This is a genomic window from Streptomyces sp. NPDC088766 (genome assembly GCF_044750845.1).
In the GTDB taxonomy this organism is placed as follows: Bacteria; Actinomycetota; Actinomycetes; order Streptomycetales; family Streptomycetaceae; genus Streptomyces.
The window spans coordinates 171,511-191,878 of sequence record NZ_JBIVKQ010000002.1; the positions used below are offsets into that span (position 1 = coordinate 171,511).

A 20,368-nucleotide genomic window follows, 5' to 3' on the forward strand; every position below is an offset into this window, starting at 1 on the left:
AGGGGCTGCCGGTCAGCCGCCAGGTCGGGGCAGTGCGGCAAGGCGGTGGAAAGCCGTGGCCAGTTCGTTCCTCCAGGGCCAGGTCACCGATATCCGCAAGCGTAGGCGTCGACCGCCGCGAGTGAGGCGGGCGGCGACGTGCAGCAGCCGGTAGCGGAGCTTCTTCGGCTCGACAGTGGCGAGTTCGCCGTCCAGCAGCAGGACACGGGTCCAGGCCAGCAGATCGATTGCCGCGAGGCTGAGTTCGAGCCAGACAGTGTTGATGCCGAAGTCGCGGGAGGGGAAGCGGCCGAAGCCGGTGCTCTTGCCGCACCGGATGTGGTCCTCGACGGTGGCATGCCCGCGGTGGCGGACCTCCAGGAACTGGGCGGAACCACCACCGCAGGATGGGGTGTCGGTGAGGAACACCTGATGCCGCAGGCCCTCGTCCTGGCCGAACAGGGACAGCTGGGCACCGGGGTGCGGCCGCTCTCGGCGCACGATGACGCGGGTGCCGGCCGGGTAGCCGGTCAGGTAGACCATGCCGGTCAGCTCGGTGACCTCGGCGCCACCACGCAGAGTCCCGTCCTGGTCCAGAGCGGGATGCCATAGACGGTCGGGTATGGCCCGGACAGCGTGGCGGACCGGCGCGGTGACCGCGTATCCGACCGAGAAGAAGGTACGGATTCCTCGTTTCCGCACGTCGCGGACGTGGGCAAGGAAGGCTTTCGCGGATCCGGCGCTGTCGGTGCGGATCAGGATGTCGGTGCCGTGCCGGTGGGCGTCGGGGATCTGCGCGAGTGCCTGGTCGAGCACCGTGATGTGGTCGGCGGCGGTGTTGGCGCCGGCGTTCCCGGGCCGCAGCCGGCCGGACAGCGCCTCGCCCGTGTTGGCCAGGAAGCACAGCAGCGGGTGGAAGCCGAAGCCGCCCTTATAGGTGGGTGCGGCCTGCTCTTTCTCGGAGTGGCAGGTGACCAGCGTGGCGTCGAGGTCCAGGACCAGCCCGGGCAGAATGCGTCCCGCGGCCCGGACTGTGGGAATGCCCTCGCCTTGCTCGGCGGCTTGCAGCCAGGCCACTTCCCGGGCCTGGGCACGGGCCGAGCGCAGAGAAGACAGTGTCCTCCCATCGATGTCGGCGAGCAGTCGCCAGGCCGTCGGTGTCGAGGCGACGGGGCCGAACACCTCTGCTTGGTCGCGCAGTACTGCCAGATCCGCAATGGCCTCGCCGCCGTCGGCGAGCATCACCGCCAGATCGGTGGCGATCCGGCCCGGATCGTGCCCGGTCCCGCGCGGCCGGAGCGGCCTGAGCGCGGTGGAGTACGCGGCGGTGAGCCCGGTGGCATCAGCGAGATCAGCCAGCAACCGTGACCCGGCATGACCGACTACCCCCGAACCATCGGCACTGACCTGGACCCTGGGACGCAACCCGATAGCCTGCACGTAGAAAGTGCCCTCCACCTGAACCGACAGAACCCCTCAGCAAGGTTCATCGTTCCAGGTAACGCAGATCAGGCCCTGTTGCTATTTCGGTTCGTTCCCCAGAAATTCCCCACTAATCAAACGGTAGTGCCCTCGCCGAGTGTGTCCCTACTGACGCCCTCCGCGCGGGCAGACACGATTTACCGGCCACGAGGAGTCTGATCAGGCCTCGCTTGGCCGATGGCGGATGGCGCTGAAGGGGATGAGGATGAACAGGGCGAGCGCGAGGTAGCCGACAACGGCGGCAAGGGGTAGGAACAGGCCCAAGAGGATCATCACGACGTACAGGCCAAGAGTCGGTGTCAGCCGCTTGGTGAGCGTCTTCACGTCCTCGTCGGCCATGTCGGGCTTCACCAGGTGTCCGCGGACCGCGTAGCGCCACGTGACCGAGACCATCAGGATTGCCAGCAACAGGTTGATCCCGTACACGGTGGCGGCGACGCGCTCCGCATCCGCCTCGTGGACGTACTCCGCTAGCAGTTTGGTGGGGAAGGGCAGGAACGACACCACCAGCAGCAGCAGCAGGTTCAGCCGGATCAGCACCGAGTCCGCATGATCGAGGTACTCGGTGATCACGGTGTGGGCGAACCAGACTGCTCCAATGGTTGCGAAACTCACGAAGTAGGCCAGGTAGGAAGGCCATTGGTCGCCCAGCGCGCTGAGTAGATCGTCCCCGGATCCAGCGGGGACGGCGATCTCGAGGATGAGCAGGGTGATCGCGATAGCGAACACCCCGTCGCTGAAGGCATTCATCCGCCCGGTCCGGTATCCGGGAGCGCGGTTAGTGTCCTTGGGCTCAGTCATGTGGGGACATTACCGCTGGTGAGGGGGCCGCCTCTGGCGGGAACCCTCTCTCCTCAGGATGTCGTCCGCCAAAGCACTCACATGCCGCTGTCAGTACGGCATCGCGTGACCGCTCTTGCCGCAACAGGGACACGCCCAGTCAGACGGCGCGCAGCCGTGCTGTCCCGACAGGTGGGGCCATCACGTCGGCCGCTCTCGTGGGCTGAGTCTTTCGGCCGAGATAACCGGCCGTGACATTGGTGTCGGCGTGACCCAACTGGTTGGCAATCTCGGTAAGGGGACAGTCAGCCTCATCCATCATGACGCCACGGTGCGCCGGAAGGAGTACGCGGCGGTGAGCCCGGTGGCATCAGCGAGATCAGCCAGCAACCGTGACCCGGCATGACCGACTACCCCCGAACCATCGGCACTGACCTGGACCCTGGGACGCAACCCGATAGCCTGCACGTAGAAAGTGCCCTCCACCTGGACCGACAGAACCCCTCAGCAAGGTTCATCGTTCCAGTTCAGGAAGGCACTTTCGCGTTTCCGCCCCACAGCCAGCCGTCCCCAAGTGAAACGGCGAGGCTAGGCGGCCCACGTCCACGGTGACGTCTGCCGGCGGGGTATCCCGAGCGAGGTCCGATTCGACCTGAAGTGACTGGCGAAGCCGGGCAAGGGCGAAGTACTGACGTGGAACGAGGACCACGAAACGGTCACTGCTGCCACCTGCGCCAAAGTCCAGAAATGCCCGGCCGAAGTTCACATCCCATTGAGCGAGTGGCAGAAGTGGAGGGGCTGAAATGGCACCTGATAATACAGAACTGCAAACACCCTGGTTGCGCGACCAATTAATCGAATGGCTCCTGAAGTTAGGAGATATAGGCTGGTTGCAGGAGAACTGGGCTTCGCCGGGGAGTGTGGATCTGGATCGCATGCTGGACTTCTTTGACGACACCGGAGTGCTGGACGACCCTGTCGGCAGAATTGGGTTCATTCTCCGTGACGAAAGAGAGGCAGAAATCGTGCGAAAAATCGACTCCATCATCGAACAAGCAATCCGAGGCGACTCTGGTGGTGACGTCGAAATGATCTGCTCGAGGCCGTGGGGATCGGTGATGGCTATTGCTCGGGAAGCCCTGAAATTGATGGCGGTGGGCAGTTCGTGCAACGACTCAATGCGGTTCGGCGGCATCTGACGAGCATTCTCCCAAGCTCGGGTTGGACAGCTATTGCGGGCGGAGCAAGGCGAGGGGTGCCCTAAGGGTGACTTGAGCAGGTCTTCCTTACCGTGCGCGGGATAAGCTTCCGGTTCAGCTCCGAAGCTGTTGCAGAACTTGAACCCTCGACCTCGTCCGTCGAGTTGTGGATCACACCTGAGGTGGGCTTGAAACGGCTTCGGAGCGACTGCTTCGTGTTCTGGCCTATGGAGATCTTGTAAAAATTCCGGGAATCTTGTGGATCTGGGTCTGAACGACGGCTACCGGTGGCCTGGAATCCTCTCCGGGGCGCCGGTTGTTTGCTCCAACAGATGAGAACGCAGGCTATCGAACTTGAATGATGTCGGACTGGCGAGGTCTGCTGCTGATCCGTCAAGCGAGCAGGGTGCAGTGCGGTGGCAGCGGGTCGGGGACAGTGGAGAGCGCAGCCGCCCCCGGAGCAGCTGGCTGTTTGCGCAAGGCGGGCACGTCTCAGGTGCTCCCGGGAGACGAGTCGTCCTGCGCCTCTCATTTACTTGACGCATCGTCAGATAAGTCAGCGGCTGGTCAGCATCAGCCCCGCCCATTCCGGCACGGCTGTCCGAACAGACGCCTGGTCCGTGGCGTGATGACGGCCTCGCTCGCGCGGAAGCGCAGACAGGCAACCCTCTCCTCGGAGTGAACCGATGTTCCTCGGAATCTTCGAGTCCGAGGAGTGCCGGTGTACAGTGAAGACCGCCCTTGACCTGCAGAAAGCTGGCAGGGAGCCGTCCTCCAGGAGTCCAAAGTGCTGCGTACTCTGTTCAAGTCCAAGATCCACCGTGCCACCGTCACCCAGGCCGACCTGCACTACGTGGGATCGGTGACCATCGACGCGGACCTGCTGGACGCCGCCGATCTGCTGCCGGGTGAGCTGGTGCACATCGTCGACGTCACCAACGGCGCGCGGCTGGAGACGTACGTCATCGAGGGCGAGCGCGGCTCGGGGGTCGTCGGGATCAACGGGGCCGCCGCCCATCTCGTGCACCCCGGAGACCTGGTGATCATCATCAGTTACGCTCAGGTCACCGATGCGGAGGCGCGAGAGCTGGAGCCCCGCGTCGTGCACGTGGACCGCGGCAACCGGATCGTGGCCCTGGGCGCCGACCCGGCGGAACCGGTGCCGGGGTCGGACCAGGAGCGCAGCCCGCAGGCCGTGTCCGCCTGACCACCGCACCAGCAGCCACCAGGAGCGTCCATGAGTGACATCGGCATCCGCGACGACCGGCCGGCCGGCCGCCTCGAGGCCCTCGGCGAGGGCGGCGAGGTCGTCGGCCGCATCGAGTACTTCGTGCTGGACTCGCCCGCGCCCGCCCTGGTGCCGGTGCACACGATCGTCGAGCCGGCCCACGAGGGCAAGGGCATCGCCGGCTCCCTGGCCCGCGAGCTGTACGCCCTCTCCGAGCGCGAGGGCGTCCCCGTGGCCCCGCTCTGCCCGTACGTCGTGAAGTGGGCCGCGCGTCACCCCGAGCAGGCTCCGGCGGCCGACCCCGCGCTGCTGAGGGCCGCCAAGGAGTGGCTGCGCGCCCACCCCGGCCGGTTCTGAGCGGCCCCGGTGCTCGCCCTCCTGCACACCTCGCCCGTCCACGTCCCCGTGTTCGACACCCTGCGTGACCGGGCCCACCCCGGCCTGGAACTGCGGCACTTCGTCGACGAGGACCTGCTGATCCGGGCGCGGGACCGGGGACCCGACGCGGTCGCCGCGGACGTACGGGCCGTGCTCGCGCGTGCCGTCGCCGACGGGGCGCGGGCGGTGCTGTGCACCTGTTCCACCCTCGGCGCGGTCGCGGAGTCGGCCGCGCCGGGAGTCCCCGTGCTGCGCGTCGACCGGCCGATGGCCGCCGCCGCGGTCGCCGCGGGCCCGCGGGTCGTCGTCCTGGCGGCCCTGGAGAGCACCCTCGGCCCCACCGCGGCGCTGATGGCGGAGGAGGCGGCCCGCGCTGGCCGTCCCGTCGCCGTGCGCACACTGCTCGTCGACGGCGCCTGGGACCGCTTCGAGGCCGGTGACACCGAGGCCTACGTCCGCCTCGTCGCCGCCACCGCCGACGCGGTCACCGGCGCCGACGCGATCGTGCTGGCCCAGGCCTCCATGGCCCCCGCCCAGCACCTCACCACCACCGCGGTACCGGTGTTCAGCAGTCCCGGGCCCGGTCTGGCCGCGGGCGCGGAGGCAGCGCGCCGCCGCTGACTCCGCGCGGCGGGGACCCGGCCGGGCGCACCGCGTGCCACCACCGGGTGACTGCGTGCGCCGCCGTCGGGTAGGCGGGGGAGTAGTCCAGAGCCAAGCTCGCCCCCCGGCCCGGAGGACACGATGACGAACCCGTACCCCGACCCCGTGCAGCCGACGCCGGTTCCCGACCCGTACCCCAGCCCGGTCCCGAACCCCGAACCACCCCCGGGGCCGGAGCCCGCTCCGCCGGTTCCCGGACCGGGTCCGCAGCCGACTCCGCCGCCGGCCCCGCCGCATCCGGGCCCACCGCCGCCGGAACCGGACCCGTCCCCGATCCCGCCGGGCCCGGAGCCGGTCCCGAACCCGGAGCCGGGCCCACCGCTCAGCTGACCCGGGGTTCGCGGACCGGCGAGCGGCGGGCGGCACCCCGCAGGACGCCGCCCACCGCGACAGCCCCCCTCAAGGGCGGACGGCTACGCCGAAACCTCCGACCGGTCCCCGCCCCACAGCGTGTGGAACGACCCGTCCCGGTCCACCCGCCGGTAGGTGTGGGCCCCGAAGAAGTCCCGCTGCCCCTGCGTCAGGGCGGCGGGCAGCCGTTCGGCGCGCAGGGCGTCGTAGTAGGCGAGCGCCGCCGCGAAGCCGGGCGTGGGCACGCCCTGGAGCGTGGCGGCGACCAGCACCTCGCGCCACGCGTCCTGCGCGGCCCCGATCTCCGCGGCGAAGGTCTCGTCGGACAGCAGGCTCGGCAGGTCCGGCCGGGCGTCGTAGGCGGCCCGGATGCGGTCGAGGAAGGCCGCCCGGATGATGCAGCCGCCCCGCCAGATCGCCGAGACGGCACCGAGGTCGATGTCCCAGCCGTACTCCGCGCCGCCCGCGGCGATCTCGTGGAAGCCCTGCGTGTACGAGACGATCTTGGAGGCGTACAGCGCCTGCTCGACCCGGTCCGCGAAGGCCTGCGCCTCGGCCCGGTCCAGTGCCGCCGCCTTCGGCCCGGACAGGCCGCGCGAGGCCTCCCGCAGCGCCGCGTGGCCCGACAGCGACCTGGCGAAGACGGCCTCCGCGATGCCCGACACCGGCACCCCGAGGTCCAGCGCGATCTGCACGGTCCAGCGGCCGGTGCCCTTCTGCTCGGCCTGGTCCACCACCACGTCCACGAACGGCTCGCCCGTCGCCGCGTCCACGTGCGACAGCACCTCGGCCGTGATCTCGATCAGGTACGAGTCCAGCCGGCCCGTGTTCCAGGTGCGGAAGATGTCCGCGATCTCGGCGGGGGAGTACCCGGCGACGTCCCGCAGCAGCTGGTACGCCTCACCGATCAGCTGCATGTCGGCGTACTCGATGCCGTTGTGGACCATCTTCACGAAGTGCCCGGCGCCGTCCGGACCCACGTGCGTCACGCAGGGCGCCCCGTCGGCCGCCTTGGCGGAGATCTTCTCCAGCATGGGACCCAGCGACTCGTACGACTCCGGGGAGCCGCCCGGCATGATGCTGGGGCCGTGCAGCGCGCCCTCCTCGCCGCCGGAGATGCCCGTGCCGACGAAGTGGATGCCCTGTTCCCGCAGCTCGCGCTCACGGCGCCGGGTGTCCGCGAAGTGCGCGTTGCCACCGTCGATGATCATGTCGCCGGCTTCCAGCAGCGGCGCGAACTCCTGGATCACCGCGTCGGTCGGCTCCCCGGCCTTCACCATGATCACCAGGCGGCGGGGGCGTTCCAGCGCCGCCACGAACTCCTTGGCGGTCTCGGTCGCGATGAACTCGCCCTCGCCGCCGAACTCCTCCACGAGGGCGTGCGTGCGCGCCGCTGTCCGGTTGTGCAGGGCGACCGTGTAGCCGTTGCGGGCGAAGTTGCGGGCGAGGTTGCGGCCCATGACCGCGAGTCCCGTGACGCCGATCTGGGCTGAGTTGGTCATTGCGGTTGGCTCCTCAAGAGTCTGTGGTAGGTCGGCAAGAGTCTGTGGTCGGTCGGCCCGTGATCCGTGCGCGACCCGTGCTCGTCGACGCCGGTTCCGGCCCGTGCACATCCTGTCGTGTCGGTGCACCCATCGCACGCGCTGGACACGCGAAGTCGCCCACCCGGATACGGACACAGGGCCCCACCCGTCTCAGGATTCACGCAACAAGCCGGTGATCCGGCTCAGTTGAGCCAGTGCGGCCGATTGTCGTCTTGTCACGTGCAGTGAGCGGATCGTACTTTTGCCCCTCCTGACGCATGTCGAGGGGGATCTCCATGGCCGCACGCGGCCGGCACCGCCGGTATCAGCCGAACAGGATCAACCGGGCCTCGCTCACCGTCACGGTCGGCGGCGCCGGCATGGCGATCCCGCTCATCGGCGCCGGAGCCGCCGAGGCGGCGGACGTGGACACCTGGGACAAGGTCGCCGCCTGCGAGTCGACCAACGACTGGAACATCAACACGGGCAACGGCTATTACGGCGGCCTGCAGTTCACCCGGTCCACCTGGGAGGCGTACGGCGGCACCCGGTACGCGCCGCGCGCGGATCTGGCCACCAAGGACCAGCAGATCGCCGTGGCGGAGAGGGTGCTGGACGGCCAGGGGCCGGGCGCCTGGCCGGCCTGCTCGGTCCGGGCGGGGCTGACCGCGGGCGGCGACGCCCCCGACGTCGAGCCGGCCGGCGCGTCCGCGAAGACCGCCGCGAGACCGGCGAGCACTCTCAAGGACGTCCAGCCGCAGACCACACCCCAGTCGCGGGCCGGCACCGCCCGGATGTACACGGTCGTGCACGGCGACACCCTCTCGGGGATCGCCGACGCCAAGGACGTCCGGGGCGGCTGGCGGCGGCTGTACGCCGCGAACCGGACGACGATCGGAACGGATCCCGACCTCATCGTGCCCGGCCAGCGGCTGGATCTGCGCGGTCGGGCCGTGGCCACCGAGGCCCCGGGGAAGAAGAAGCCGGCCGAGAAGAAGTCCACGGAAACGGAAACCGCGGACAAGAAGTCCACGGGCAAGAAGTCCACGGGCAAGAAGTCGGCCACGGAGAAGAAGTCGGCCGGCCACTCCCTCGTCGCTCCTGTCGACGCCGGGCTCGGCACGCCGTACCACGCGACGGGTTCCTCCTGGTCGAAGGGCTACCACACCGGCGTCGACTTCCCCGTGCCCACCGGCACGTCCGTGAAGTCCGTCGCCCCCGGCACGGTGGTCAGCGCGGGCTGGGGCGGTTCCTTCGGCTACCAGGTGGTCGTCCGGCACTCCGACGGGCGCTACTCGCAGTACGCCCACCTGTCCGCGATCTCCGTGCGGGACGGGCAGTCCGTGGGCGCCGGTCAGCGCATCGGCCGCTCCGGTTCCACCGGCAACAGCACGGGCCCGCATCTGCACTTCGAGGTGCGGACGGGGCCCGGATTCGGCTCGGACATCGATCCCCTGGCCTATCTGCGGGCCGGCGGCGTCAGGATCTGATGCGCACCCGGTGCCGGTCCAGGACCGGCATCGGGACGTACGGCCCGCCGTAGAACGGCCCGCACAGCGGCAGCGGCACGGGCGCGGGATCCGCCACCACCGACGCCACCGGCACCAGCGGTTCCTCGGGAACCACCGGCTCCTGCGCCACCACCCGGGCCGGCACGGCGTCGGTCACCCGCGGGGAGGTTTCCGCGGACGCCGGGACGACGGCCGGTCCGGCCGACAGCTCCGGGAACGCGAGAGCCATCCGCTCCGCGGCGGCCGCTGCGGCGAACTCCGCGAGCGGCCGCGCCGCGACAGCGCCGTCAGCAGGTTCCGGAAACGCGACGAGGAGGTCGGCCGCGGGCGCCACGACGCCCGTGGGGACCGCCCGCGTCTCCTCGTGCCGCGGGCCGGCGATCTCCGGCCGGGTGCTCGCCAGCCGCTCGGTCGTCAGCAGGATCAGGCCACCCGCCGCCACCACACCGCAGCTCAGGGCGAGCACGGTGCCGGCGGTGCCGTGGCGGAAGGTCTCGCCGAACATCGTGATACCGACGGCCGCCGCCACCACGGGGTTCACCACGGTCAGCGTGGCCAGCGGGGCCGCGAGCCCCGCGCCGCGGTAGGAGGCCTGCGACAGCAGCATGCCGGCCGTGGCCAGGACGCCGATCACGGCCAGGGAGGGCAGGTCGGCCGCCGAGACACCGTCGGTCCAGTCGACCGCTACGGTCTTGGTGAACACCGACGACATGCCGAAGGCTATGCCGGAGCCGGTCGCCAGCAGCATGCTGCGCACCGCCGGGTGCCGGTGCGCGGCCCGGCCGGCGACCATCAGCGCCACGACGGTGCCGCCCGTGACGAGCGCCGCGCCCACCCGCTGCGGGGTGCTGAGCGACTGCGCGTCGGCCGCGCCGACCAGGGAGAGCAGACCGGCCAGGCCGACGGTCGCCATGACGGCGCCGCGCCAGGCCGTCGCCCCGGCCCTGCGGCCCACGAACAGCGCGGCCATCGGCAGCGCGAAGACGATGGTCAGCGCGCCCAGCGGCTGGACCAGGCTGAGAGGACCGTACGCGAGCGCCACGACGTGCAGCAGGCCGCCGAGACCGTTCAGCCCGACCGCCGCCCACCAGCCGGGCCGCCGCAGCGGGGCGTACTGCTCGTCGGGGGAGGACACCGCGACCTGCTCCTGCACGATCGCCCCGGCCGCGTACGCCACGGCGGAGACGAGCGACAGGACCACGGACAACGCGAGGGCGCTCATGAGCTGCTCCTCTGCGTGAGGCGGGGGCCCGGGGCCCGGCGCGGTGAACGGTCGGCTCTCATGGCAAACACGATGCCTTGTCGATCTGTTCCCGTCGTCGTCCCTGAGCACTCAATGAGTCCTACTACCGATGGAGTAGGAAGCGCCTCCACTCCTCCCCAGGGTGGGGGGACACGCAGGGGATCTCCCCGACGGGACACCCCGGGGATCTCCCCGACGGCAGCGGTCCCCGGGGCGGCGGCGCCCCGTGCCTGCGGCATCCCCCCGACGGCGGCCCCGGCCCTCCTTGGTACTACTGCACGTCGTGGACCTCGACCCCCGACTGACGGCACTGCGCGCCCTGGGCGGCTTCTTCGCCCTGCGCACGACACCGCCCACCGCCCCCGCAGGAGAGCCGGACCGGCTCCTGCCGACGCTCGCGCAGGCCTACTCCGCCGCGCCCACCGGCGCGCACGGCGACCCCCTGGCCCTCCGCGTCGGCAAGGTGGCCCGCGCCCTGCGCGCGCCCGAGCCGCGCGTCGCCGCCTCCCTGGCCCACCAGGGTCTCGCGGCCCGGCTCTGGTCGGTCGCGCTCGGCTGCGCCGTCCTCTACGGCGGCCAGCCCGACCTGGCGCCGGGACTGCTGCGCTGGGATCCGGACGGCAGCGCCCCGGACGACCTGTGGCTGACGGAGGTCCGTGCCCGGCCGGGCGACGCGCGGACCCTGGCGGCGACGGTCCTGCACGGCCACCTCGAACCGCTGGCGGCGGCCCTGCGCGCCCGCCACCGCGTCGCCCCCGGTCTGCTGCGCGGCAACGCCGCCTCGGCGCTGGCCGGCGCGGCCCGGCAGCTCGAGGGCTGGGCGCGGGCGAACGGCCGCCCCGACGCCGCCGCCCGCTCCCGCGCCCTCACCGCCGAACTCCTCGTCCACCCCCTCCTGACCGGCACCGGAATTTCCACCGGCACGGCCTTCCGCCGCCGCAGTTGCTGTCTCTACTACCGGGTGCCCGGCGGCGGGGTCTGCGGTGACTGTTGCTTCCCACGGCCCCTGCGCTCTTTCCTCCGCGGCCCGTCTGGGTGACCATGAAGGGGACCGGCCTTCACATGCGAATCCAGGGGGTTGCCGGGTGCGAGTGGGACTGCTGACCCGGGAGTACCCCCCGGACGTGTACGGCGGGGCGGGCGTCCATGTCGAGTTCCTCGCCCGGGAGCTGCGCGAGCTGGTCGACCTGGAGGTGCACTGCTGGGGCGAGGGCCGTGCCGAAGGCGTCCGGCGCCACCGCTCCTGGCCCGTCCTCGACGGCGCCAACGACGCGCTGCGCACGTTCTCCGTGGACCTCGCCATGGCCGCCGCGCTGGAGGACCGCGAACTGGTCCACTCCCACACCTGGTACGCCAACCTCGCCGGCCATCTCGCCAAGGAGCTGTACGGCGTCCCGCACGTGGTGACCGCGCACTCGCTGGAGCCCCTGCGGCCCTGGAAGGCCGAGCAGCTGGGCGGCGGGTACCGCCTCTCCGGCTGGGCCGAGCGGACCGCCCTGGAGGCCGCCGACGCGGTGGTCGCCGTGTCCGGCGCGATGCGCGAGGACATCCTCGCCTGCTACCCGGCGCTGGACGCGGCCCGGGTCCACGTCGTCCACAACGGCATCGACACCGCCCTGTACCGGCCCGACCACCGCACGGACGCCCTCGACCGGATCGGCGTCGACCCGGCCCGCCCGTACGTGCTGTTCGTCGGCCGCATCACCCGCCAGAAGGGTGTCCCGCACCTGCTGCGTGCCGTCCGGGACATCGACCCGGCGGCCCAGGTCGTGCTGTGCGCGGGCGCGCCCGACACCCCCGAGATCGACCGCGAGTTCCGTGAGCTGTTCGCGGAACTGAGCCGGGCCCGGGACGGCGTGCACTGGATCCCGCGGATGCTGCCGCGTCCGGAGGTCATCCAGCTCCTCACCCACGCGGCCGTCTTCGTCTGCCCCTCGGTGTACGAGCCGCTCGGCATCGTCAACCTGGAGGCGATGGCCTGCGGCACGCCCGTCGTGGCCTCCCGGGTCGGCGGCATCCCGGAGGTCGTCGAGGACGGCGCGACCGGACTGCTGGTCCCCGTGGCGGAGGGGGACGAGGGGGCCGGTGCCTTCGAGGCGGGTCTCGCGCGGGCCCTGGACTCCGTGCTGGGCGATCCGGCGACGGCCCGCCGCATGGGCGAGGCCGGGCGGGTGCGCGCGGTCGAGGAGTTCGGCTGGGACGCGGTCGCCCGGCGGACCGTCCGGCTGTACGAGGACACCCTCAAACAGGCGTAGCGCGCCCCGAGCGGGGCAGCAATGGATCAATCAGGGTGAGGGGAGCGGCCATGCGTCGTGGTGGACCTTCGGTCCTCGGAATCGTGCTGGCGGGCGGCGAGGGCAAACGCCTGATGCCTCTCACGGCGGACCGCGCCAAGCCCGCGGTCACCTTCGGCGGGACGTACCGTCTCGTCGACTTCGTGCTGTCCAACCTCGTCAACGCCGACATCCTGCGCATCTGCGTCCTGACCCAGTACAAGTCGCACTCGCTGGACCGGCACATCACCACGACCTGGCGGATGTCGAGCCTGCTCGGCAACTACGTCACCCCGGTCCCGGCCCAGCAGCGCCTCGGCCCGCGCTGGTACCTGGGCAGCGCCGACGCCATCCTCCAGTCGCTGAACCTGGTCTACGACGAGCGGCCCGAGTACGTTGCGGTGTTCGGCGCCGACCACGTGTACCGCATGGACCCGCGCCAGATGCTCGCCCAGCACATCGACAGCGGCGCGGGCGTGACGGTGGCCGGCATCCGGGTGCCGCGCACCGAGTCCGCGTCCTTCGGCGTGATCACGCCGGGCTCGGACGGGCAGACCGTGGAGCGGTTCCTGGAGAAGCCCGCCGACCCGCCGGGCCTCGCGGACGACCCGGAGTGCGTGTTCGCCTCCATGGGCAACTACGTCTTCACCACCAAGGCCCTCATCGAGGCGCTCCAGCGGGACGCCGAGGACGAACGCTCGGTGCACGACATGGGCGGCTCGATCCTGCCCCAGCTCACCGACCGCGGTGAGGCCCAGCTGTACGACTTCAGCGAGAACCACGTGCCGGGCGAGACCACCCGCGACCAGGGCTACTGGCGGGACGTGGGCACGCTCGACGCGTACTACGACGCCCACATGGACCTGATCGCCGAGCGGCCCGCCTTCAACCTGTACAACCGCAGCTGGCCGATCTACACCCACTCGGGCCAGTTGTCCCCGGCCCGTTTCAACGCGGGCGGCATCGCCAGCGAGTCGATCATCAGTGCGGGCTGCCTCATCCGCGGGCAGGTCTCCCGCTCGGTGCTGTCGCCGGGTGTCCTGGTCGACCCGGGGGCGGTCGTACAGGGTTCGATCCTGCACGACAACGTCCACATCGGGCGGGGCGCGGTGGTGCGCGGGGCGATCCTGGACAAGAACGTCGAGGTGCCGCCCGGCGCGACGATCGGCGTGAACCCGGAGCGCGACGCGGAGCTGTACTCGGTGTCGAAGGCGGGCGTCATCGCCCTGGGCAAGGGGCAGCGGGTGTCGTGAGCGCAGTACGGAGAAGACGGGGAAGTGCCGTACACGGCAGCGGCGCCGGCCGGGCGGCCCGGTCGATCACCATTTCGAAGCCGATACTCCTTTTGACGCATACGCAACGAGTTCTTAACTGTACGTAGCCTGATCGTGCTTGACCGTGATCGTGCGGGGGCGATTGACTACTGGCTCCTTCCCCGTCGACGCGAGGCAAGCCCGTGACCGCTGATCCGCTCGCACCCCTCGACCTGGCGTTCTGGAACATCGAGACTCCCGGGAACCCGATGCACCTCGGCGCGTTGGGTGTCTTCGCGGCGCCCTCGGCCACCGCCGCCGCCCACGCCGCCGACCTGCTCGCCGGCCGGGCCGCCGCCGTCCCCGGACTGCGCATGCGGATCCGGGACGTGTGGGGGCCGCTCACCGCGCCGTTCTCCCTCGGCGGCGCCGTCCGCGAGCCCGACCCGGAGTTCGACCCGCTGCACCACGTGCACCTGCACGCGCCCACCGCCGACTTCCAGGCGGCGTCCGGGCGGCTCATGGAGCACCCGCTGGACCGTGGCCGGCCCCCGTGGGAGGCGCACGTCCTGCCGGGCGAGGCGGGCGACGGCTTCGCCGTGCTGTTCAAGTTCCACCACGCCCTCGCCGACGGCCTGCGCGCGCTGACCCTCGCCGCCGCCGTCCTGGACCCCATGGATCTGCCCGCGCCCCGGCCCCGCCCGACGGCGCCGGCCCGTGGCCTGCCCGAGGTGCGCGCACTGCCCGGCCTGCTGCGCGGCGCCCTGTCCGACGCCCTGTCCGACGTGGGCCGCGCCCTCGACATCGGCGCCTCCGTCGCCGTCCACACCCTCGGCGTGCGCTCCACCACCGCCCTCACCGCCGGGCCCACCGGCACCCGCCGCACCGGCGGCGTGGCCGTCGATCTCGACGACGTGCACCGGGTGCGCAAGGTCGTCGGCGGCACCGTCAACGACGTACTGATCGCGGTCGTCGCCGGGGCGCTGCGCACCTGGCTCGACGAGCGCGGCGACGGCAGCGCCGGCGTGACCCCGCGCGCCCTCATCCCCGTCTCCCAGCGCCGTCCGCGCACCGCCCACCCGCAGGGCAACCGGCTCTCCGGGTACCTGATGAGGCTGCCCGTCGACGATCCCGACCCGCTCGGCCGGCTCGGCGCGGTCCGCGCCGCCATGGACCGCAACAAGGACGCCGGACCCGGCCGCGGCGCGGGCGCCGTCGCCCTGCTCGCCGACCACGTCCCCGCCCTCGGCCACCGCCTCGGCGGCCCCCTGGTCGGTCAGGCCGCCCGGCTCTGGTTCGACATCCTCGTCACCAGCGTCCCGCTGCCGGGCATCGGCCTGAAGCTCGCCGGGAACCCGGTGACCGAGATCTACCCCTACGCCCCGCTCGCCCGCGGCCAGTCCCTGGCGGTGGCGATTTCGACGTACCGCGGCCTCGTCCACTTCGGCCTGGTCGCGGACGCCGAGGCGGTCCCCGATCTCGACCGGTTCGCGCGGGCGCTGGCCACGGAGGTGGAGACGCTCATCACGGCCTGCGGCTCTTGACCCGCGCGGGTTTGGAGGGGTGGCCCGGCGCTCCGTAGAATTCCCGGTTCGAAAGCGGGCGCGGTCGGAGCGCCGCACGGGGCAGCAGGGGAACGGCAGCGCGATGACGGTGACAGAGGACGGCCCGGCGGCCATGGACGAGGTCGTGCACGGGCCCGGCATCGACCCGGAGCGGCTGGCGGTCTGCCTCGCCGTACTGGAGGAACTCGACAAGCTCGACGTCGACCACCCCGACGCGATCACCGTGCGCCGGGCCACCGCCGGCATCTACCGCTCGGTCAAGCAGCGCCGCCGCCAGGAGCGCCGGGCCGCCAAGACCGCCCACGACAGGGCCGTCACCGAGGCCACCGCGACCGGCTCCGCCCAGCGCATCGACGACGAGACCGAGGGCATCCTGCCCTCCTCCCGCACGGAGGAGGGGGCGATCGCTGGGATACTCCAGCGCCCCCGCTCCTGCTACACCTGCAAGACGCGCTACGTCGAGGTCGACTACTTCTACCACCAGCTCTGCCCGGACTGCGCCGCCGAGAACCGCGCCCGCCGCGACGCCCGCGCCGACCTCACCGGCAAGCGCGCGCTGCTCACCGGCGGCCGCGCCAAGATTGGCATGTACATCGCGCTCCGGCTGCTGCGCGACGGAGCGCACACCACGATCACGACCCGCTTCCCGAAGGACGCGATCCGCCGCTTCAAGGCGATGGACGACGCTGCGGACTGGATCCACCGCCTGGAGGTCGTCGGCATCGACCTGCGCGACCCGGCACAGGCCGTGGCGCTGGCCGACCGGGTCGCCGAGCAGGGCCCGCTCGACATCCTGATCAACAACGCGACGCAGACCGTACGCCGGCTGCCCTCCGCCTACGCCGCCCTGGTCGACGGCGAGGGCGCCCCGCTGCCCGCCGGTGAGCTGCCCGCCCACCACGTCATCGGCGCCTTCAACTCCGGGGCGGTCGACGGCCTCGCCGCGCTGCCCCTCGGCACCAGCGGCATGGACGCGCAGCGGGTCGCCGACCTCGCCCTGGTCGCGGGCAACGCCAGCGTCGCCCGGCACCTGGACGGCACCGCCATCGACGCGGGCGGCCTGGTCCCCGACGTAGTCGACACCAACACCTGGGTGCAGACCATCGAGCAGATCTCCCCGGTCGAGCTGCTCGAGACCCAGCTGTGCAACTACACGGCGCCCTTCATCCTGATCAGCAAACTCCGCCCGGCCATGGCCGAGGCGGCGCGCCGGGCCTCCGGCAAGCGCGCCTACGTGGTGAACGTCTCGGCGATGGAAGGCGTCTTCGGCCGCGGCTACAAGGGTGCCGGCCACCCGAACACCAACGCAGCCAAGGCCGCGATGAACATGGTGACGCGGACCAGCGCCCAGGAGATGTTCCAGACCGACGGCATCCTGATGACCTCGGTCGACACCGGCTGGATCACCGACGAGCGTCCGCACTACGACAAGCTGCGCCTGGCCGAGGAGGGTTTCCACGCCCCGCTCGACCTGGTCGACGGCGCGGCCCGCGTCTACGACCCCATCGTGCGCGGCGAGTCGGGCGAGGACCTGTACGGCGTCTTCCTCAAGGACTACGCACCCGGCAAGTGGTGACGGCGGCACTCGGCGGGCAGTGGGTGACGGGCCGTCAGCCGGCCGCCCCCGGGCGCGAGTCGGCCATTCCCGGCCGCGAATCGGCCGACGGCCCCCGGCCGTGAGACGGTCGACTGCCCCACCTGTCTGACGGCCGACCGACCCCGGCCGTTTGACGGCCGGCGGCCGGCGGCCTTGTGCCGGTCGACGGCGCACAGCCGTGAGGTGCGGGCCGCCACCGGCTCCAGCACGGTCCGCCGGTCCTCCAGCAGCCCCGCGTCGAACCCGGCGACCCGGCCGTCCTCGTCGGCCTGCCGCGGCACGGCCAGGTCGGCGGCGGCCGGCCCGTGCCGACGGTGCCGCCGCACCAGCCCCGCCACCCGCCCACCGAGCAGCGCGGCGGTCTGCGGCGCGTGGGTCGTGCGCGCCTACGCCGCGCGCACCGATGCCGCGCACCGATGCCGCGCACCGATGCCGCGCAGCTCCATGCGTCGGTCCCTCCCGCGGGACAGCCGTAGCGGTGCGTCAGCGGAGCACGGCGAGTTCGCGGCCGCGTCAACGGGACCTGAACCGCGCGACGGTGACGGCACGCCTGCACGTCCGTGTACGCCGTACGAGTGAAGGTCAAAGGGTGCTTCCAGGGAGGAAAGGGTTGAATCATCTGCGGGGACACATGGGTGACTTGCCATGGTTACCCCAAATTTTCAGCCCGATCGAGCGGTATGCCGCTCATCTGGTTACTCTGTAGCCGACGGGCAGCAGGACGGAGTGCCACCCCACACCCACCGTCCGTCATGGGACAAGCCGGTTCACAGCGGCCTGCTCCTTCTGGAGTTTGCCGGCGCCACCGCGTCAGAACTGCCCTTGAGCCAGACCCGAGGGGCGCCAGACGCCGGATCCGCAGACCGACCGGCACGCCCCGAGGGTGACCGACACATAAGGAGTGCGCGGTGACACCGGAGAAGACGAAAAGCGAGCAACGCCCCAAGGAACGCGTCGAGCGTGCGGGCCGCCGGCCCGGAGAGATCGGCAGCCTCGACGTGTGGGCCCGCTCGGCCCCCATCCGGCTGGCGGGGTACGAGGACGACCTCAACGAACCCCACATCCTGCCCAGCGTCGACTGACGTCGGCGGACCGCTCGCGACCGCCGGGCGCATGGGCGTGCGGACAGCACGCCCGTGCGACACGAGGCCCCGGCGGCACCGCGCCCGCGGACCCCGGCCGCTCATCGGTCGAGCGGTGCCGTCCGCCGCCACGGCCGCAGCTCCTCCAGCCGCTCGGCCACCCGCAGCAGCCGCGCCTCCGTACCGGGCAGCCCCACCAGCTGGACGGCGGTGGGAGCGCCCGACGGGAGCGTGCCGACCGGGACCGCCATCGCCGGCCAGCCGGTCAGGTTCCACGGTGGCGTCAGCGGCGAGTAGTTCGTGTTCGCCAGCACATTGCGCAGCCAGCCCCGCTCGTGCCACGGCGCCGACTTCGGCGACCGCCGCGCGAGCGCCGGGGTGAGCAGCACGTCGTACTCCGCGAAGAAGGGTTCCAGGCGCCGGCGCAGCTCCTCGCGCGCCGTCCCGCCGCGCACCCCGCCCAGGAACCGCCGCCCCAGCGCCGCGTGCACGCGGGTGCGGCGGGCCAGCAGGCGCGGGTCCAGCGACCGCGCGTCGACCGCCGTACCGGCCGTCCAGTGCGCGAGCGAGGTGACGCCCAGCGTCAGCGGATACGGCGGCTCGGCCCGCCGCACCTGACACCCCGACCGCGCCAGCGCCCCGGCGGCCTCGCGCGCCGCCGCCACGTACGGTCCGGTCACCCGCACTCCGGCCAGCGGGCTGCGCACCGACACCGCGATCCGCAACGCGCCGTACTCCTCCTCCGGCCCCGCTGCCTCGGCGCCGGCCAGGACCGACAGCATCAGGCGGGCGTCCTCGACCGTCGTCGCCAGCGGACCGTTCTCCGACATCCCGAACCAGTCGCCGTCGCCGATCCCCGCCGGGACCACGCCGTGGCCCGGCTTGACCGTGACCAGTCCGCAGTTGGCCGCCGGTATGCGCAAGGAGCCCATGCCGTCGTTGCCGAGGGCGATCGGCACCATCCCGGCCGCCACCGCCGCCGCACTGCCGCCGGACGAACCACCCGCCGTGCGCGACGTGTCCCACGGGTTGCGGGCGGTGCCGTGCACGCCCTCCGTGGTGCCGAAGACGCACAGTTCCGGCACGTTCGTCAGACCCACCACCACCGCTCCGGCCGCGCGCAGCCGGGCCACGGTGACATGGTCGGCGCCGGCGGGCGCAGCGGGGGTCGCGGCCGAACCGACACGGGTCGACTCGCCCCGCACGGCGAGGTTGTCCTTGACCGCCACCGGTACGCCGGCCAGCGGCAGCCGGTCCCGGTCGGCGCGGGCCGCCACCTCGTCGGCCTCGGCGAGCGCCGCCTGGGCCCGCACCGCCCGGAACGCCCCGATCCGCCCGTCCAGCCGCGCGATCCGCTCCAGATGCTCCGCCACCACCGCCCGGGGCTCGGCCCGCTTCTCGCGTACGGCGGCGGCGATCTCCACGGCGGTCCGGCCGACCCACTCGGTCACAGGCGCTCCTCGGTGTGCGGGCGTGCGGGGTGCTACTGGCGAGTACAGGGAGAACTGTGCCCCGCGGAGCGCGTCACGTCGAGGGGTCTTCGCGGCCCGCCCCGTCCCGCAGCCACTGTTCCACCCCGCCCACGTGGGCGGCGGCCGCCGCCCGTGCCGCCTCCGGGTCGCGGGCCGCCAGGGCGCGGTGGATCGCGGCGTGCTCCCGGCGGGTCCGGGCGAAGGCGCCCTCCTCCCGCCGGCCGCGCCGGACGCGGGCGCGGAAGGTGCGTGAGGACAGGCCCTCCAGGATCGCCGCCATCGTCTCGTTGCCGGCCGCCGCGGCGATCTCGCGGTGGAAGGCGAGGTCGCGGGCGAGGATCTCCTCCGGGTCGTCGGTGGCGTTCATCGCCGCCAAGTGGCCTTCCACGGCTTCCAGTTGTTCCGGGGTGATGCGGGCGGCCGCCAGGGCGGCGGCCGTCGACTCCAGGACGCGCCGCACCTCCAGCAGCTCCACCAGACGCGGGCCCCGCGAGAGGTCGGCCATCACGCCGAACGTCTCCAGCAGATCGCCGGCCCGCAGCTGGGTCACGTAGATGCCCGAACCGTGCCGGGCCTCCAGCACGCCCATGACCGTGAGCGCCCGGACCGCCTCCCGCACCGAACTGCGCGAGATGCCCAGCTCCGCCGCGAGGTCGCGCTCGGTCGGCAGCCGTTGGCCCGGCTCCAGCAGGCCCTCGCCGATCATCGCCTTGATCCGCTCGATGGCGCGCCGCGTCACCGTGCCCTTCGGGGCGGCGGGCGGCCCGCCTGGCGGGGACTCGTTCACGT

The 20,368-nt window shown here is 72.0% G+C and carries 17 protein-coding genes; 11 read left to right on the forward strand and 6 right to left on the reverse strand.

Features of this window, described 5'->3' with window-relative positions; genetic code table 11:
• Positions 1-12: 12 nt before the first annotated feature.
• Together ACIP5W_RS03500 and ACIP5W_RS03505 are read right to left on the reverse strand one after the other, a co-directional pair.
• Positions 13-1,437, reverse strand: a complete 1,425-nt coding sequence (locus ACIP5W_RS03500) for an IS1380 family transposase (RefSeq protein ID WP_401466065.1) — start codon at positions 1,435-1,437, stop codon at positions 13-15.
• Between the two features lie 183 nt (positions 1,438-1,620).
• The gene (locus ACIP5W_RS03505) at positions 1,621-2,262 is read right to left on the reverse strand and encodes a TMEM175 family protein (protein ID WP_401466068.1); all 642 of its coding nucleotides are present in this window, start codon (positions 2,260-2,262) and stop codon (positions 1,621-1,623) included.
• Positions 2,263-3,044: 782 nt separating this feature from the next.
• Here ACIP5W_RS03505 and ACIP5W_RS03510 point away from each other — a divergent pair.
• The 4 genes from ACIP5W_RS03510 (at position 3,045) to ACIP5W_RS03525 (ending at position 5,667) form a co-directional block, all read left to right on the forward strand.
• On the forward strand, positions 3,045-3,440 hold the full coding sequence (locus ACIP5W_RS03510) for a hypothetical protein (protein ID WP_401466071.1): 396 nt from the start codon (positions 3,045-3,047) through the stop codon (positions 3,438-3,440).
• Between the two features lie 787 nt (positions 3,441-4,227).
• Positions 4,228-4,647 (forward strand): aspartate 1-decarboxylase, encoded by a 420-nt coding sequence (gene panD, locus ACIP5W_RS03515; RefSeq protein ID WP_401466074.1) that lies wholly within the window; start codon positions 4,228-4,230, stop codon positions 4,645-4,647.
• Positions 4,648-4,677: 30 nt separating this feature from the next.
• Positions 4,678-5,025, forward strand: coding sequence for a GNAT family N-acetyltransferase (locus tag ACIP5W_RS03520; protein WP_401466077.1), 348 nt, complete (start codon positions 4,678-4,680; stop codon positions 5,023-5,025).
• A 9-nt stretch (positions 5,026-5,034) separates the two neighbouring features.
• Positions 5,035-5,667, forward strand: coding sequence for an aspartate/glutamate racemase family protein (locus ACIP5W_RS03525; RefSeq protein WP_401466080.1), 633 nt, complete (start codon positions 5,035-5,037; stop codon positions 5,665-5,667).
• Positions 5,668-6,122: 455 nt separating this feature from the next.
• Here ACIP5W_RS03525 and gndA read toward each other — a convergent pair whose 3' ends face one another.
• On the reverse strand, positions 6,123-7,562 hold the full coding sequence (gene gndA, locus ACIP5W_RS03530) for an NADP-dependent phosphogluconate dehydrogenase (RefSeq protein ID WP_401466083.1): 1,440 nt from the start codon (positions 7,560-7,562) through the stop codon (positions 6,123-6,125).
• 317 nt (positions 7,563-7,879) lie between these two features.
• Between gndA and ACIP5W_RS03535 the strand changes: the two genes are divergently transcribed.
• On the forward strand, positions 7,880-9,073 hold the full coding sequence (locus ACIP5W_RS03535) for a transglycosylase family protein (protein ID WP_401466086.1): 1,194 nt from the start codon (positions 7,880-7,882) through the stop codon (positions 9,071-9,073).
• Here the strand turns inward: ACIP5W_RS03535 and ACIP5W_RS03540 are convergent.
• A complete protein-coding gene (locus ACIP5W_RS03540; protein ID WP_401466089.1) occupies positions 9,063-10,316 on the reverse strand; it encodes a DMT family transporter in 1,254 nt (417 codons plus the stop codon). The two genes, ACIP5W_RS03535 and ACIP5W_RS03540, sit on opposite strands and share 11 nt — an antisense overlap.
• Before the next feature lie 304 nt (positions 10,317-10,620).
• On the opposite strand from ACIP5W_RS03540, the gene ACIP5W_RS03545 reads away from it, so the two are divergent.
• From ACIP5W_RS03545 to ACIP5W_RS03570, 6 genes are all read left to right on the forward strand, one after another.
• Positions 10,621-11,376, forward strand: coding sequence for a (2Fe-2S)-binding protein (locus ACIP5W_RS03545; protein ID WP_401466092.1), 756 nt, complete (start codon positions 10,621-10,623; stop codon positions 11,374-11,376).
• 46 nt (positions 11,377-11,422) lie between these two features.
• The gene (gene glgA / locus ACIP5W_RS03550) at positions 11,423-12,592 is read left to right on the forward strand and encodes a glycogen synthase (protein ID WP_401466095.1); all 1,170 of its coding nucleotides are present in this window, start codon (positions 11,423-11,425) and stop codon (positions 12,590-12,592) included.
• A 50-nt stretch (positions 12,593-12,642) separates the two neighbouring features.
• On the forward strand, positions 12,643-13,863 hold the full coding sequence (gene glgC / locus ACIP5W_RS03555) for a glucose-1-phosphate adenylyltransferase (protein WP_401466098.1): 1,221 nt from the start codon (positions 12,643-12,645) through the stop codon (positions 13,861-13,863).
• Between the two features lie 203 nt (positions 13,864-14,066).
• Positions 14,067-15,407, forward strand: a complete 1,341-nt coding sequence (locus tag ACIP5W_RS03560; RefSeq protein ID WP_401466101.1) for a wax ester/triacylglycerol synthase family O-acyltransferase — start codon at positions 14,067-14,069, stop codon at positions 15,405-15,407.
• 103 nt (positions 15,408-15,510) lie between these two features.
• On the forward strand, positions 15,511-17,004 hold the full coding sequence (locus ACIP5W_RS03565; protein WP_401466104.1) for an SDR family NAD(P)-dependent oxidoreductase: 1,494 nt from the start codon (positions 15,511-15,513) through the stop codon (positions 17,002-17,004).
• A gap of 929 nt (positions 17,005-17,933) precedes the next feature.
• A complete protein-coding gene (locus ACIP5W_RS03570; RefSeq protein WP_401466107.1) occupies positions 17,934-18,107 on the forward strand; it encodes a hypothetical protein in 174 nt (57 codons plus the stop codon).
• Between the two features lie 101 nt (positions 18,108-18,208).
• Here ACIP5W_RS03570 and ACIP5W_RS03575 read toward each other — a convergent pair whose 3' ends face one another.
• Positions 18,209-19,558, reverse strand: a complete 1,350-nt coding sequence (locus ACIP5W_RS03575) for an amidase (RefSeq protein ID WP_401466110.1) — start codon at positions 19,556-19,558, stop codon at positions 18,209-18,211.
• 73 nt (positions 19,559-19,631) lie between these two features.
• Positions 19,632-20,366, reverse strand: coding sequence for a FadR/GntR family transcriptional regulator (locus tag ACIP5W_RS03580; RefSeq protein ID WP_401466113.1), 735 nt, complete (start codon positions 20,364-20,366; stop codon positions 19,632-19,634).
• Between the last annotated feature and the right edge of the window lie 2 nt (positions 20,367-20,368).